Here is a 14742-nt window from a genome sequence, read left to right on the forward strand (position 1 = left end):
CTGCTTCGTCACCGCCCGGCGAGCTCCCCCGCGAGCTCCGTGAACGGGGCCAACGCGGTCGGGTTGGCCAGCGCGTCCCTGCTCACAGCCCTCTCCGGCGCGACTCCGGAGAGTATCTTCTTCACCGGCACCTCACACTTCTTACCGTTCAAGGTACGGGGGATTTCGCCGACCACTACGAACCGGTCGGGAACGTGGCGCGGTGACAGAGCGCTACGAAGCTCCTTCCGCAGCTTCGGCTCCACGTCGGCAAGATCCACACCCGGGGCCAGCACGAGGAAACACAGCAGCTGCCCGTCGTCGTTGCCGACCGCGGAAGTGTCCACGACCAGGGAGTCGGCGACCTCGTCGAAGCCCTCCACCACGCGATAGAACTCGGCCGTGCCCATGCGCACGCCGCCGCGGTTGAGCGTGGAGTCGCTGCGGCCGTAAATCACCGCGGAGCCGCGCGGGGTCACGCGGATCCAGTCGCCGTGGCGCCAGACGCCGGGGTACATGTCGAAGTACGCCTCGTGCAGCCGCGTGCCGTCGGGGTCGTTCCAGAAGAACACCGGCATCGACGGCATGGGCTCCGTGATCACCAGCTCGCCGACCTGGTCGACCAGCGGGTAACCGGCCTCGTCGTACGACGCGACGGCCGCGCCCAGCGCCCGGCACGACAGCTCCCCCAGCCACACCGGCACGTCCGGCGACGCCGCCACGAACGCCGCGCAGAGGTCCGTGCCGCCGGAGACAGAGCAGATCTGCACCGACTTCCCGATCTTGTCGACGATCCACCGGAAGCCCTCGACCGACAGCGGCGCACCCGTGGAACCCAAGGCGCGCAACGCACTCAGGTCGTAACGCGCCGACGGTTCCAGCCCCGCCTTGAGGCAGCTCTGGATGAACGGCGCGGACGTGCCGAAGTATGTGATGCGGTGCTGCTCGGCCAGGCGCCACAGCACGTTGAGGTCCGGGTGGCCGGGGCTGCCGTCGTAGAGGACGATCGTCGACCCCACGAGCAGGCCCGAGATGAGGAAGTTCCACATCATCCAGCCGGTGGTGGTGAACCAGAAGAACCGCTCGCCCGGCCCGAGATCCGCTTGCAGGGAAAGGGCTTTGAGGTGCTCGACGACGATCCCGCCGTGCCCCTGCACGATCCCCTTCGGCAGGCCCGTGGTGCCGGACGAGTACAGCACCCAAAGCGGGTGCCCGAACTCCACCGGCGCGTACGCCAGCTCGGTGCCGGCGTGCTCGGCGAGCAGCGCGTTCCAGTCGAGGGCGCCGTCAACGGTCCCGCCACCCACATATTTCACGAGAACGGTCGCGCTCAGCGACGGGATGTCGGCACTCAACCGCTCGACCGTGGGCGTGACGTCGAACTCGCGGCCGTTGTAGGCGTAGCCGTTCACCGCGATGAGCACCTTCGGCTCGATCTGCGTGAAACGGTCGGAAATCGCGCGCACGCCGAAGTCCGGTGAGCACGACGACCAGATCGCGCCGAGCGACGCCGCCGCCAGGAACGCGACGAGCGTCTGCGGGCAGTTCGGCGCCAGCGCCACCACCCGGTCGCCCTTCGTCACGCCCAACGCCTTCAGCGCTCCGCGCGCCGCAGCGACCTGCGCGCGCAGGTCGCCGTACGTGAGCTGCTCGGCGAAGCCGTCTTCGCGGTGGAAGATCACGGCGAGCTCGTCGTCGCCCTTCGCCGCGCCCGCGACGCCGGGGCTGAGCGCGTGTTCCGCGTAGTTCAGCGTTCCGCCGTCGAACCACTTCGCGTTCGGCATCGCGCCCGAGAGGACCTCTCGCGGCTTCTCGTGCCAGCGCACGCCGGAGAACTCGGCGACGGCCGCCCAGAATTCGGGCACGTGCTCCACGGAGTAGCGCCAGAGCGCGTCGTAGTCGCCGACCTCCACGCCGCGTTCTTCTCGCAGCCACCTGCGGAACGCTTCGATGCGAGTGTCGGACACGCGGCTCGGGTCGGGTCGCCAGAGCACTTCGGGAACATCGGCAGTCTGGGTCACCCGCCGATGTTAACTGCGGCTAACCACCCCGGCCACCGTCTTGTCTCTTGCCTGTCTTCGGTCTACCGCAGGTGCGCGTCGAACCAGTCCAACGTGCGCTGCCAGGCTTCCTCGGCCGCGCTGGGGTCGGCGTCGAAGCGGTGGTTGGCGCCCGGGTAGCGCACGACGTTCGTGGCCACCCTCGCCGACGCCGCCGCTTCGCGCAGCTGCTCCACCTCGGCGCCGCCGGCTTCGTCACCGGCGTCGCCGTACATGCCGAGCCACGGGCTGGTCAGGTGGCCCGCGATGTCCAGCAGCCGCGGCAGCTCCGTCACGCGCTGGCCGCCCACACTCACCGCCGCGCCGAGCCGGCGGTGCGACGCGACCACGAGCGCCGCCGTGCCACCCAGGTCGAACCCGACGACGCCGCGCAGATCGGCCTCCACACCGTGCTCGACCAGCCATTCGAGTGTGATGTCCGTCGCGTCGAGGAGGTCCTGTTGCGTGAGCTTCTCGCCGCCGTCGATGTGGGGCGTGACGGTGAGCCAGCCTTCGTTCGCCAGGCTCGCGACGAGCAGCACCACACCGTCGGTGACCCCGTCGCCTTCGTGCAGGACAACGAGGCCGCCGCGGATGGCACCGTCGGGCTCCGCGAAGGTGAGGCGCAGCGCGCGACCGTCGGTACGCTGGTAATCCACGGTGCTCGTCGACGTCATCACCTCATGCAATCACCTCCAGGTGAACATTGGGAACCTTTGTGGATCCGACGTCGCGAGATACGGTGGCCAGGCCGTCCCGTTTGACCCGAGGAGTACCGACGATGCCGTCCCTCGCACCGCGCCCCGACCTCGATTCGTTGCCGAAGTACGTCCCCGGCCGGACGATCCAAGGCGCGATCAAGCTCGCGAGCAACGAGGTGCCAGGCGGCCCGCTGCCCAGCGTGCGCGCCGCCATCACCGACGCGATGGCCGACGTCAACCGCTACCCCGACAGCGGTTCACACGCCCTGCGCGAACGCCTCGCCCGCGACTTGGACGTCCCCATCGAGCACCTCGCCGTCGGCTGCGGCTCGGTTTCCTTGTGCCAGCAGCTCATCCAGGCCGTCTGCGGCCCTGGCGACGAGGTGATGTTCGCGTGGCGCTCGTTCGAGGCGTACCCGATCGTCACGCAGGTCGCGCACGCGCAGTCGGTCAAGGTGCCGCTGACCTCCGGGCACGGGCTCGACCTCGACGCCATGCTCGCGGCCATCACCGACCGGACGAAGCTCATCTTCGTCTGCAACCCCAACAACCCCACCGGCACCGTGCTGACGCACGACGAGCTGGAGCGCTTCATCGACGCCGTGCCGCCCCACGTGCTGGTGGTGCTGGACGAGGCCTACAAGGAATTCGTCACGGATACTGACGTGCCGGACGGCGTGGAAATCGCGCGTACCCGGGAAAACGTGGCCGTGCTGCGGACTTTCTCGAAGGCCTACGGGCTGGCCGGCCTGCGGGTGGGCTACGCCGTGGCTTGCGCTTCAATCGCGGAGGCGCTTCGCCAGGTGTACGTGGCCTTCTCGGTGAACGCCATCGCCCAGGTCGCCGCCATGGCTTCGCTGGACGCCGCCGACGAGCTGATGGAACGCTGCGCCGAAATCATCTCCGAACGCGACCGCGTGCGTACAGCGTTGGTTTCCATGGGCTACGAGATTCCGGTTACTCAGGCCAATTTCGTGTGGTTCCCGCTGGGCGAGCGGACGGTCGCCTTCTCCGAGCACATGCTGGACCGGAAACTGATCGTGCGCCCGTTCCCGGGCGATGGTGCTCGCGTGACCATCGGGACCCCGGAGGAGAACGACCTGTTCCTGGCGGCCGCCCAGGAATTCCTGGCGTGATCTTTGGTGTGACAGGGTGGCATGGATCGGCGGGACGGCATCCGTTCCGCTGATCTTGCCGCGTCGCACTGACCGGGCGGGTGGTCTCGGGCTTAATTTGCTCTCATGGCAGGGACCACAGAGCGGGAGACAACCTCCCGCGAGCGCGAAATCGGCAATGAGCTGAGACGGCTACGAGTGCGCGCCGACCTCACGGCGGCGGAGCTTTCCAAGCGGGTGGGCTTCTCCGCGAGCAAGATCTCGCGCTTGGAGAGCGGCGCCCGGGGCGTGACCGAAGTCGACGCGACGTTGTTCGCGGCGAACTGCAAGGCCACGCGCACCGAGGTGCTCCGACTGGTCAGGCTGATCAACGAAGTCGACGATGGTCATCGGCTCCGGACGAACGATGAGCAGATGGCCCTGATGATCAACTCGGAGACCACCGCCTCCGAGATCATCTGCTACGAGCCGCAGGTCATTCCGGGCCTTCTGCAGACCGAGGGATACGCCCGCGCACTCTTCCACTGGCTCGGGAAGTTCGTCGGAGAAACAGGCGAGGAAGCCGTACGCAATCGACTGAACCGGCAGAAGTTGTTACGCCGCGCGGACCCGCCCAGGCTCAACGCCTACATCCACGAGGATGTGCTGCGCGCCCAGGTCGCGGAGCCCGAGGTGATGCACGATCAGGTGCTGCACCTGCTGTTCGTTTCGTCAGAGCCCCACTGCGCCCTGCGGGTGATTCCGGCCGACCGTTGCCCGGCCGGCGTGTTCGGACCAGCGTTTCGCCTGCTGTTGTACCGGAACCACAAACCGGTGATCTACACGGAGAACCAGTTCACGTCGCTGTACCTCGAGAGCCCCGACGAACTGAGCGGCTACCGGTTCGTTCTCGACCGGGTGAGGGAGGTGACCCTCGACACCAACGGGTCGCGAGAGCTCCTTGCCACAGTGGCAAGTCATCATGAAGATATCCGCAGTCAGCGTTTCACCGCAGCCATCGAGCCCGCACAACGTTGGCAGCACTCACTTCAGGACTAGTTCCACCACAGCCGCAACACCGATCACCACGATCACGGCCCTCAACACCGTCGGCGACAACTTGCGGCCGACCTTCGCCCCGATCTGCCCCCCGATCGTCGACCCCACAGCCAGCAGCCCGATCACGGGCCAGCTCACCGGGGCGACGACGGCGTAGATGAGGCCGGCGATGACGTTGACGACGGCCGCGAGGACGTTCTTGACCCCGTTGAGCCGTTGCAGGGGCTCGGACAGCAGCATCCCCATCACGGCCATCATCATCACGCCCTGCGCCGCCGTGAAATAGCCGCCGTAAATGCCGATGACGAACAGCAATCCGAGAAGCAGCGGCCCGGGTTTGTGCTCGGTGCCGTTGGCGTCACGGCGCTTCTGCACCCACTTCGACACCCTCGGCTGCACGATCACCAGCACCACCGCCAGCCCCACGAGCACCGGCACGATCGTCTCGAACGCGTCCTTGGGCAACGTCAGCAGCAGAATCGTCCCCCCGATCGCGCCGAAGAACGACGCCACCGAGAACCTCAGCACCTGCGGCCAGTACCCCTCCAACTCGGCCCGGTAGCCGTACGCCCCACTGATCGTGCCGGGCGCGAGCCCCACGGCGTTGGACGTCGTCGCCGTGATCGGCGGGTACCCCAACGCCACGAGCACCGGAAACGTCACCAACGTCCCCGACCCGACCACCGCGTTGATCGTCCCCGCCCACACCCCGGCGACGAAGATGATCACCGCATGCCACCACGTCATAACGCACCCACCCCGGCACCCTAAGCACCCCCGCCCACCCCCGCGACGCGATGTGTCAGGAGCGACAGTGCCGGTTGGCCCCTGGTAGGTGACGCTCTGTCCCTTTGTCTCGGTAACCTGGAGTAACCGGCCGCCTCCGGCCGGCTCATCCGAGGGGATGGCAGTGGGTATCTCAATCAACTACGTCACCCAGACTCATCGGGGCCTCAGCGGGGTCTACCAGAAACGAAACCGCAGGTGAGCGTGTGGCAAGAACTCCCGCTCATTCAAGGATTCTCCGCAGCCGCGCATTCATCCGGAAGCCCCGACTCGCCACAGACCTTCTGCAAAGTGAGCACCGGCATCCGCGATGACCTGTCGTTCGACACCTCTCTGTACCTGGGTCGGCAAAGATGACCCCGGGTGGCCGACATGGTCGTCACGAACCTCCTCCACAAGGCCGGCTCGTGATGGACAGCCTCCACCCGATCGGCGACAGCGCCCTAGCGCCTTTCGCCCGACTTCGGCAAAATGCCCACCCGAGGGTGATCAGTCCATTACCGTTGCCGCAGGGGACGGTCCGCCACCGGACTGAAGCGTCATGAGGGGGAACGCAGTGGCTCTACCTGCGCCGGAGTCGAACTGGCTCACCGGCCTGAACTTCACGATCACCGGCGACCAACCCGCCGGCGGCGGTGCGTCGGGCGGAGCCGGCGCACCCGCCGGTCCGGGCTTCAGCCTGAGCCCCGACGAGGCACGCAGCATGCTCACGACCGCCAAACGCGTTCGCGACCAACTCCGGCCCATGGTTCCCAAAGCGGAAACGCTGACTCACCTGACTTCTCCTGCAGATGAGCCAGGCAGCAATGGCTACAACAAACTGCTCGTCGGCGACGGACAGTCTCAAGGCGCCTTTGGGAGCGGCTCCGATCAGGTCAAGAAGGAGTACGCCTACGCGTCGGAGCTGGTGTCCCGGCTTGAGCAGGCGTTGGGGATCATTGAGACAGCCGACGGGCAGGCGGGGACGGACATCAAGACCGTCGCCCCCGAGAACCAGGACAAGGGGTTCGCGTGACAAACACCCGGGTACTGCGGACGCTGTTCGGCGTGACAGCGACTCTCGCTCTCGCGGCGGGGTGCACAGGTGGCGCCGCCGGCAGCACTGCAACCACCCCTTCCCCATCGTCCGCCGATCCGGCCCTGCCGCACAGCGGGGCTCCGAAGGTCGGGCACCCGCTTCCAGCTTCAGTTCTCTCCGGCGACCCGTGCCAAGAAGCGCTGACCGCTGACCAGTTGACACAGATTCTGGGTACCGCCCCGAGCGGAAAACGCGACGACTCCGCGCTGGGTCCAGCGTGCAACTGGAGTGCAGCCGCGCAGGTAACCGTGAGTTATTCGACCAAGCAGAACGATGGGCTCAGTGCCGTGTACGCGGGCACAAAACCGCAGGCCAAAGTGTGGAAAGTGCTCCCACCGATCCAGGGATTTCCCGCGGTCGCGCACTCCACGTACAGCTCCGACACTCCGAACGACTTCTGCCAGGTGAGCGTCGGCATCAGCGACGAACTGGAGTTCGACGCATCGCTCGTGCTGAGTCAGAGCAAAGTCGGCCAGGCCGATCCCTGCGAGCTGACGGCTCGGGTTGCCGACATGGTCGTCACCAACCTGCGCCAGAAAGCTGGTGGCTGATGAGCTTCTTCAGCAAGATCGGTGACGCCGCGAAGTGGGCGGGCGACCGCGTCAACGACGCCGAGCAGTGGGTCGACGACGTCGGACACGGGAACGTCGGCCAGCAGGCCGTGCCGGCACCCGAGTTGGTGCAAAAGGTGCTGAACAGCAAGGGCGCCGGCGGTTGGCACGAGGGGGCCGGGCAGGCCACGCAGCTCGCGGCGGATCACCACACCATCAGCGCCGACATCCAGAACCTCAGCACCGGCCTCGAGTCCGTCTGGACCGGTGGCGGGGCCGAGGCCGCGCAGCAGCGGATCAAGGTCTTCTCCGACACGACGGCCGCGGCGTCCCAGACGTACACGACCAACGGGCAGAACCTCACCGGCCTCGCGCACGGGTTCGACGAGATGAAGCAGTCCCTGCAACCGATGCCGGGAACCCCGCCGCACAAGGATTTCGTCGATGTGGCGACGCCGTGGGACACGGACACCGAAGACAAGATCAACCAGTACAACCAGCTCGCCCAGCAGAACCTCGACCGGTACAACGGCTACGCCCAGCAGGCACAGAACAGCGGTCAGGGCCTCAAGACCGACTACGGCAAGCTGAACGAGTTCGACGGCACCGTCACGATCACCCAGCCCGGCAAGGTCGTCCGCAAGAAGCTCACTCACAACAGCAAGAACACGACCGGCGACGACAAGACGTCCACCTCGCAGTCCGAGGTCGACACCCGGCACATCACGACGCCTCCGCCGACGACACCCCCGCCGACCACGCCGCCGCCCAATATTCCGCCGCCGACAGTGTTGCCGCCGCCGACCGGTCGGCCGGTGGTGCCGCCTGAGCAGCGGCCGCCGCGGGATGAGGAGCGGCCTGGTAGGCGGCCGGGTGACGATGACGACACGCACACGTCCAGTGATCTCGACGATCCGCGGGTCCCGCCGTCGGGGCAGAGGTTCCCGGTCGGCAGTGGGAATCCGTCGTGGTCGTCGACCGGTGGTGGGGACGGGTTCGGGCCTGGCGGGTTCGGAGTAGGCGCGGGTGCCGGAGCAGGAGCAGGTGGGTCCGGGGCGTTCGGCAGCGGCGGACGCAGCGGAATCGGCTCCCGGCTCAGCGGCGGCGCTGGGTCCGGCGCGTTCGGTGAAGAAGGAGCCTTGGCCGGGCGAGGCGCAGCAGCCGGTGCGGCCGGAGCCAAGGGCTCGCCCGGAATGGGCGGCATGGGCGCAGCCGGCAACAAGGGCAAGGGCGAGGAAGACGCCGAGCACCAACGCAAGTACGGCATCGACGACGACTCCGCATTCTCGCTCCTCGACGACGAAGACGGCAGGCTCCTCGATCCCCACACCGGCCTTCCGCCGACGCCCCCGACCATCGGAGCCTGAGCAGACCGATGACGATCATCGACAGGCCGGTGCGGTTGCCCCGGCCGGTGTTCCTGGTTGCCTGGACCGTCGCCGAGCTCGGTGAGCCGCCGATTGTCGTGGGGCCGGATCAGACGTATCGCACCGACGAAGCCGAGGCGACGCTGCGCCGACGTGCGCTGGATGCGTTGTACGACCGGGGGCTGGCGACGTCGGCCGGTGAGCTCGCCCGGCCGTGGCGCGCGACGCTGGACGTCCTCGCCAACCCCGCGCGCGAGATGTACTCGTGGAGCAACTTCCGCGACGGCGCGGACGACGGCGCGATCCTCGTGGCCGAGTCGGGCCGTGACGCGGTGCGCCTGATCACCGACCACCGCGTGGTGCAGCTCGACCCGATCCCGGCGCGCGAGGCCGCGGAGCACCTGGTGGACGCGCTGCCCACGCGCCCGCCGGCGCGGCTGGCGCCGATGAGTGTGCCGAAGGCCCATTTCGAGGACGCGGGGCGCGACTACGAGTCCGACAATCCACTGACCGAAATGTCCCACGAAGCCGACGAGCTCCGCCGCCTCATGCGCGCCGGTCGCGATGCCGCGCACCAGCTGTACGTCGCGACGCGCGACGACGCGGGCCGGCGCACGCGCAGCACCCCGATGTCCGTCCTCGACCTCACCGACCGCGGCCGCGTGCTGACGTTCATTGGCAACACCCACGGCGAGGCGCGCATCAACGTCCACCCCGGACACCGTGCGCATCTGATCGAAGCGCTGCACCTGGCGTCGAACGCGCTCGGTTAACGCTCGGCGAGGCCTTCCGCGGTGGCTTTCAGCAGCCGCGTGAGGCGGGACTCGAAGTCGAGCGCCGAGTGGGACCAGCGCGGTTCCTGGAGGTAGAGCTCGGCGAGGGTGGCCGTCGGGTGGGAGAGCTGCCAGAAGTACGACGTGGTGCCGAGCAGCGCGGCGATGACGTCGTGGACCTGTTGTGCGGTAAGGGTTCCGGCGTTGACAAGGGTCTCGACGATCACGTCGTACGCCTTGAAGGACCTCGTCTTGTACTGGCGCGCGCGCTCGACGGAGACGTCGCCTTCCAGGCTCAGTGACACGTGCGTGAGCAGGTCGCAGAAGAGCGGGAGCGTGACGATCGTCGTGCTCAGCGCCTCGGCGAGCTCGCCCGGGGGCAGGCCACGGGCGCCTGCGAGGCGGGCGGTGAGGACGTCGCGCCACTCCTCCCAGCCGCGTTCGGCGAGCTCGAGGAACAGCTCCTCGCGGCTGGCGAAATACCGCCGCACGGCCGACGCGTGCAGCCCCGCCGCCTCCGTGACGGCCGCGAGCGTCACGTGCCGCACCCCGCCCAGCTCGACGGCCAGCCTGCGGGCAGCGGCGAGGAGGTCCTCGGCGCGCTGCAGCTTGGCTTCCTCGGAACGCGCTCGGCGATGCACACCACACTTTAACGCAAGTCGGATGCGTTACCCCGTCTTGGGGTGCTACGGTCGTGGTAACGCAATCAACTTGCGTTAAATCGGACTTCGGAGGTTGTCGTGGTTTTCTTCGTGACCGGCGCTTCGCGCGGCCTGGGCCGCCAGATCGTGGAGCGCGCCCTGGCGGCCGGGCACCAGGTCGTGGCGACCGCCCGTGACCCGCGTTCGCTCGATGACCTGCGGGAACGCTTCGGGTCGCAGGTGCACGTCGAGGCGCTGGACGTCACCGATCCTGCCGCTGCGGAGGCCGCTGTCGCGGGTGGTGTTCGGGCGTTCGGGCGCCTCGACGTCGTCGTGAACAACGCCGGCCAGGGGGATCGAGTGGCCCTTGAGGACACGTCGCTGGACGTCTTCCGGCGCCAGGTGGAGACCAATTTCCTGGGCACGGTCTATGTCACGAAGGCCGCGGTTCCGGTGCTTCGCCGGCAAGGCGGCGGGCGGATCATCCAGATTTCCTCGGTGGGCGGCCGGATCGGGAGCCCGGGGATGACGGCGTATCAGTCGGCGAAGTGGGCTGTCGGCGGGTTCAGCGAGGCTCTTGCCGCGGAGGTCGCGCCGCTCGGGATCAAGGTCACCGTGCTCGAGCCGGGCGGCATGCGCACCGACTGGGCCGGCTCGTCGATGGCGACGCCGCCGATCAGCGCGCCCTACGAGCTGACGGTCGGCGCTTCCGCCCGAGCCATGGCGGGGTTCGAGAAGACCGCGACCAGCGACCCGGCGCTCGTCGCCGACCTGGTGCTTCGCGTTGCGGAGCTTCCGGACCCGCCGCTGCGGCTACTGGCCGGCAGCGACGCGTATGAATACGGCCGCGAAGTCTGGCGCAACCGCTTGGCTGTGGACGAGAAATGGGCGGAACTGAGCCGTTCGACGGATCACCCGGACGCCGGCGAGAACTGGCATCAGCAACGGGGAAACAGCCTTCCGGCAGTCAGCAACTGAAAGCAGCCACCCAACTCCAACTGCACCCAGACCCGGCCCCGTTACCTCGATCCCCACCTTCCACGCGGGATCGAGGTGTCAACACTCACCCCCGGGCGCAATGATCCGCGCAGCAGGTCGAGCCGCCCATTCACCGTGGGTCAAACACACAAAACTCATTCCCCTCCGGATCCGCCATCACCCACCAATCGATATCCGCACCCTTGTTCCTCACCAACACCGCCCCCAACGAAACCAATTCCCCCACGTCCCCGAACACGTCGAGGTGCATCCGGTTCTTCACCGTCTTCACCTCAGGCACCGGATTCACCCAGATCAACGGCCCCACCCCGGCGGCGTCGACGATCGGCACCGGGTCGTCGGCTGAGCGGGTCTCGCCGCGCCGCACGTAGCCCAGCGCGACGCACCACCAGTCGGCCAGCTTCTGGTGGTCCTGGGCGTCGAGGGCCAAGTCCTTGAACTTCGCAGTCACGTCTTCAGAGTGGCACGCACCACCGACATTTTCCGCCGCCCGCCACGACCTGCCAGGATGGGCGGGTGGCCCACGAATCCGAACAGGTCTGGAGCGCCACCGTCGATCGCCTGCGCGCGATGATCGACAGTGGCGAGCTCCCGCCGGGCTCGAGGCTGCCCGCGGAACGCGCCCTGTGCGAACAGCTCGGCATCAGCCGCGGATCGCTGCGGCAGGCGCTGCGGGTGCTGGACTCGATCGGCTACGTCCAGATCCGCGCGGGCTCCGGCACCTACGTCCGCGAGCAGACCGAAGCGCCGCTGAGCAGCTGGTTCTCCGAGCACGAACAGCTGGTGGAGAAGCTGTTCGACCTGCGCGCGACGGTCGAGCCCACCCTCGCCGAGCGGCTCGCCGGCAACCACTCGCCGCGGACGATCCAGAAGCTCGAGGACAACGTCGCCGAGATGGAAGCCGCGGCCGCCGAGGGCGACATGCTGCGCGTCATCGCGACGGACGCCGAGTTCCACCGCGTCATGGCGGGCAACGCCGGCAACGACGACGTCGCCGACCTCCTGCGTTCCGTCCTGGCCCTGGTGGGCGAGGAGCGCCGGGCAGCGCTGCGGTTGCCGGGCCAGATCCGCAAGGCAGTGGATGAACACCGGGCGATCCTGTCGGCATTGAAGGCCTCCGACGGACTTGCTGCGCGGGAGATCACGCTGAAGCATTTGTTGGATGCGAAGTCTTATGCCCACGATTACGCGGTGGGCAACGACTCTGAGACGTAGAACGTTGCTGGATCTCTGAGACTCCACGGGTTTCCACCGTCGACAGCGCCCCATATCGACGCCTACTACCCATGGCACGACTGCCGGATCGTGCTCTGTTCGCCTTGGTTCGTTTCGGCCGCGACGTTCAACCAGCCGTGATTTCGCCCACGCTTCTCATACACCGCAAGACTTTGCCGACGGACCGACTGAGCCGCGACAAGCCCCCGCCCTCCCGAGGGGGGCGTCCCCATCCCAGTCTATCGTTACCAGGCCTCAAAAAGCGGTCTTCATGAGATCTGTGGACAAGTGCAGTCTCGTGTGGGGTAGGTGTGGACAACTCGAGAGTTGCTGTTGACGCCAGCGCCGGTCCGTGCAGATGACTGGCAAAGGCGAAGGAGCGGCGAGGGCACCCGCGCTAGTGCGGTTCCAGGATCCGGTCCACAAACCTCCGCACGTGGTCCTCCATGCGCGCCACGCGTTCGTCGAGAGTCAGGGTCTCCACGGGCTGCGGGACGGCCGGCTTGAGTTCCCCGCGGACGTACGCGCTGCAAGACAGGTTGGCGCAGACGTACGTGCCCAGGGTGTTGCCCTCCCGGCCGGACTTGCCGGCGCGGCGGCCGGAGAAGAGGGTGATGTCGGACGTGGCGTGGGTGGTGGAGCAGAAGGCGCACATGTTGCTGCGCAAGCGCGAGGTAGCGGGGGGCGCGGCGCGCAGGGACAGCCCCACGACGCCGCCGTCGCGGGGCACCACGAGGTAGGCGCGGCCGGGGGCCTTCGGGTCGCGCCAGCCGAGGAAGTCGCGCGTGGCCCAGGGGACGTCGGTGGGGAGGGTGACGGACTTGGCCTCGCCGCGGGAGCAGTTCACGAAGGAGGCGCGGATCGCGTCGGCGTCGAGGGGTTGCATGGGCAGCACCGTAGCGACGCGGCCGCGAGAGCTGCCACGCCTTTTCTCGCCGAGCCGGACGCGAGCGCCAGCCCGTACGATCGGCGGCGTGCGCAAGCGAACGGCGGGGCGGTTCCGGCTGGTCCTGCGCACGAGTCTGGGCTTCGCTGCGCTCGGCATCGGGTCGAGTGTCGCCGGGTCGGCCGTGGTCGCGTTGCTGCTGTTTCTACAGGGGCTGCCCGGGGACGTCGGCGACCGCGGGTGGATCCTCGGCCTGACGGCGGGCGGGATCGTGGCCGCGAGCCTGCTCGTGGGCACGCTCTGGACCGCCTACCTGCAGCGACGCACCGTGGTGTGGTTCACGATCGGCCGCCCGCCGACCGAGGACGAGGCCAAGCGCGCGCTGCGGCTGCCCGTGGACATGGCCGTGGTCAGCGGCACGCTGTGGCTCATCGGCACCATCGCGCTCGGCACGCTGGCCGGCGTGCTTGGCTCGTTCGACGACGCGTCCGGCATGGCGCTGACGATCGGCCTCGGCGGGCTGACCACCGTCGGCCTGATGTACCTCGCCGCGGAGTGGGTGGCGCGGCCGGTGATGACGATCGCGCTCGACGTGACGCCACCCCACGGCTCACTGCCGGTCACCGTGCTGACCAGGCTGATCGTCACGTGGGCGCTGGCCAGCGGCGTGCCGCTCGTCGGCGTGCTGCTGGTCGCGACGCCGCCCGACGTCAGCCGCGCCAACCCGGCGGCGAGCCTGATCACGCTGTCCGTGATCGGCCTCACCACGGGCGCCATCGGCACGGCGCTGCTCGCCCGTGCCGTCGCCGCGCCGCTGCACCGCCTGCGCGTGGCGCTGGACCGGATCGCGCGCGGGACCACGGACGTGTCCGTGGACGTCGACGACTCCAGCGAGATCGGCATGCTCCAGACCTCCGTGAACGAGCTCGCCGCCGGCCTGCGCGAGCAGGAGCGGATGCGGGACCTGTTCGGCCGGCACGTCGGCACGGACGTCGCGCGGCACGCCCTGGAATACGGCGCCTCGCTGTCCGGCGACGTGCGCGAGGTGACAGCGCTGTTCGTGGACGTCGTCGACTCCACGGCGCTCGCATCGCGCACGCCGCCGCAGGAGCTCGTGGCCAAGCTGAACCGCTTCTTCGCCAGCGTGGTCTCGGCCGTCGACGCGCGCGGCGGCCTGGTCAACAAGTTCCAGGGCGACGCGGCCCTGTGCATCTTCGGTGCGCCCACGCGCCTGTCCGACGCCCCGACCATGGCGCTGGCCGCCGCCCGCGCGATCCGCGACGCCGTGGTGGCGGACGGCGAGCTCGACCTGGGCATCGGCGTCGCGTGCGGGCAGGTGTTCGCGGGCCAGCTGGGCACGTCGAGCCGGCTGGAGTACACCGTGATCGGCGACGCTGTGAACGAAGCTGCACGGCTCACCGAGCAGGCGAAGTCCGTGCCATCACGCATCCTGGCCAGCGAAGGCGCCGTGAAAGCCGCGCTCGGCGGCGAGCGCGAATTCTGGCAGCCGCACGGCCCGCTCCTGCTGCGCGGCCGTCAGCAAGCGACTGAGGCCTGGACGAACTGAGGCTTGG

The 14742-nt window shown here is 68.4% G+C and carries 15 protein-coding genes; 9 read left to right on the forward strand and 6 right to left on the reverse strand.

The features are described from left to right. Positions 1-8: 8 nt before the first annotated feature. Together ABZU76_RS47310 and ABZU76_RS47315 are read right to left on the reverse strand one after the other, a co-directional pair. Complete coding sequence (locus ABZU76_RS47310) at positions 9-2000, reverse strand: acetoacetate--CoA ligase (protein WP_354883727.1); 1992 nt, start codon at positions 1998-2000, stop codon at positions 9-11. A 62-nt stretch (positions 2001-2062) separates the two neighbouring features. Beyond that, positions 2063-2695, reverse strand: coding sequence for a dienelactone hydrolase family protein (locus ABZU76_RS47315; protein WP_220245682.1), 633 nt, complete (start codon positions 2693-2695; stop codon positions 2063-2065). Positions 2696-2799: 104 nt separating this feature from the next. Here ABZU76_RS47315 and hisC point away from each other — a divergent pair, with 104 nt between their 5' ends. Both hisC and ABZU76_RS47325 read left to right on the forward strand, forming a co-directional pair. Beyond that, positions 2800-3855: a histidinol-phosphate transaminase gene (gene hisC / locus ABZU76_RS47320; RefSeq protein ID WP_354883730.1), complete on the forward strand. Its 1056-nt coding sequence runs from the start codon at positions 2800-2802 to the stop codon at positions 3853-3855. A gap of 105 nt (positions 3856-3960) precedes the next feature. Next, entirely contained in the window at positions 3961-4872 is a 912-nt protein-coding gene (locus ABZU76_RS47325) for a helix-turn-helix transcriptional regulator (RefSeq protein ID WP_354883733.1), read from the forward strand. Here the strand turns inward: ABZU76_RS47325 and ABZU76_RS47330 are convergent. After that, a complete protein-coding gene (locus ABZU76_RS47330; RefSeq protein WP_220245679.1) occupies positions 4858-5619 on the reverse strand; it encodes a sulfite exporter TauE/SafE family protein in 762 nt (253 codons plus the stop codon). The genes ABZU76_RS47325 and ABZU76_RS47330 overlap by 15 nt on opposite strands. Positions 5620-6214: 595 nt before the next feature. Here ABZU76_RS47330 and ABZU76_RS47335 point away from each other — a divergent pair. The 4 genes from ABZU76_RS47335 to ABZU76_RS47350 are packed head-to-tail and all read left to right on the forward strand — an operon-like array spanning position 6215 to position 9427. Beyond that, positions 6215-6673: a hypothetical protein gene (locus tag ABZU76_RS47335; protein ID WP_354883736.1), complete on the forward strand. Its 459-nt coding sequence runs from the start codon at positions 6215-6217 to the stop codon at positions 6671-6673. After that, positions 6670-7287 (forward strand): DUF3558 domain-containing protein, encoded by a 618-nt coding sequence (locus ABZU76_RS47340; RefSeq protein ID WP_354883738.1) that lies wholly within the window; start codon positions 6670-6672, stop codon positions 7285-7287. The genes ABZU76_RS47335 and ABZU76_RS47340 overlap by 4 nt, the downstream gene beginning before the upstream one ends. Further along, positions 7287-8654: a hypothetical protein gene (locus tag ABZU76_RS47345; protein ID WP_354883741.1), complete on the forward strand. Its 1368-nt coding sequence runs from the start codon at positions 7287-7289 to the stop codon at positions 8652-8654. Before ABZU76_RS47340 ends, ABZU76_RS47345 begins: the two co-directional genes overlap by 1 nt. 8 nt (positions 8655-8662) lie before the next feature. After that, positions 8663-9427: an ESX secretion-associated protein EspG gene (locus tag ABZU76_RS47350; RefSeq protein WP_354883743.1), complete on the forward strand. Its 765-nt coding sequence runs from the start codon at positions 8663-8665 to the stop codon at positions 9425-9427. On the opposite strand, the gene ABZU76_RS47355 is transcribed toward ABZU76_RS47350, so the two are convergent. Then, positions 9424-10068, reverse strand: a complete 645-nt coding sequence (locus tag ABZU76_RS47355) for a TetR family transcriptional regulator (protein WP_354883746.1) — start codon at positions 10066-10068, stop codon at positions 9424-9426. The two genes, ABZU76_RS47350 and ABZU76_RS47355, sit on opposite strands and share 4 nt — an antisense overlap. Before the next feature lie 99 nt (positions 10069-10167). On the opposite strand from ABZU76_RS47355, the gene ABZU76_RS47360 reads away from it, so the two are divergent. Next, complete coding sequence (locus ABZU76_RS47360) at positions 10168-11046, forward strand: SDR family NAD(P)-dependent oxidoreductase (protein ID WP_354883749.1); 879 nt, start codon at positions 10168-10170, stop codon at positions 11044-11046. A 130-nt stretch (positions 11047-11176) separates the two neighbouring features. On the opposite strand, the gene ABZU76_RS47365 is transcribed toward ABZU76_RS47360, so the two are convergent. Next, positions 11177-11518 carry a VOC family protein gene (locus ABZU76_RS47365; protein WP_354883751.1) on the reverse strand — a complete coding sequence of 114 codons (342 nt, stop codon included), beginning with the start codon at positions 11516-11518 and terminating at the stop codon, positions 11177-11179. 65 nt (positions 11519-11583) lie between these two features. On the opposite strand from ABZU76_RS47365, the gene ABZU76_RS47370 reads away from it, so the two are divergent. Next, on the forward strand, positions 11584-12282 hold the full coding sequence (locus ABZU76_RS47370) for an FCD domain-containing protein (protein ID WP_354883754.1): 699 nt from the start codon (positions 11584-11586) through the stop codon (positions 12280-12282). 397 nt (positions 12283-12679) lie between these two features. Here the strand turns inward: ABZU76_RS47370 and ABZU76_RS47375 are convergent, their stop codons facing one another. Continuing rightward, complete coding sequence (locus ABZU76_RS47375) at positions 12680-13168, reverse strand: FBP domain-containing protein (RefSeq protein ID WP_354883757.1); 489 nt, start codon at positions 13166-13168, stop codon at positions 12680-12682. Positions 13169-13256: 88 nt separating this feature from the next. On the opposite strand from ABZU76_RS47375, the gene ABZU76_RS47380 reads away from it, so the two are divergent. Further along, on the forward strand, positions 13257-14735 hold the full coding sequence (locus tag ABZU76_RS47380; protein WP_354883760.1) for an adenylate/guanylate cyclase domain-containing protein: 1479 nt from the start codon (positions 13257-13259) through the stop codon (positions 14733-14735). Positions 14736-14742 lie beyond the last annotated feature (7 nt).

The sequence above is a fragment of the Amycolatopsis sp. NPDC005232 genome (genome assembly GCF_040607795.1).
Taxonomy (GTDB): Bacteria; Actinomycetota; Actinomycetes; order Mycobacteriales; family Pseudonocardiaceae; genus Amycolatopsis.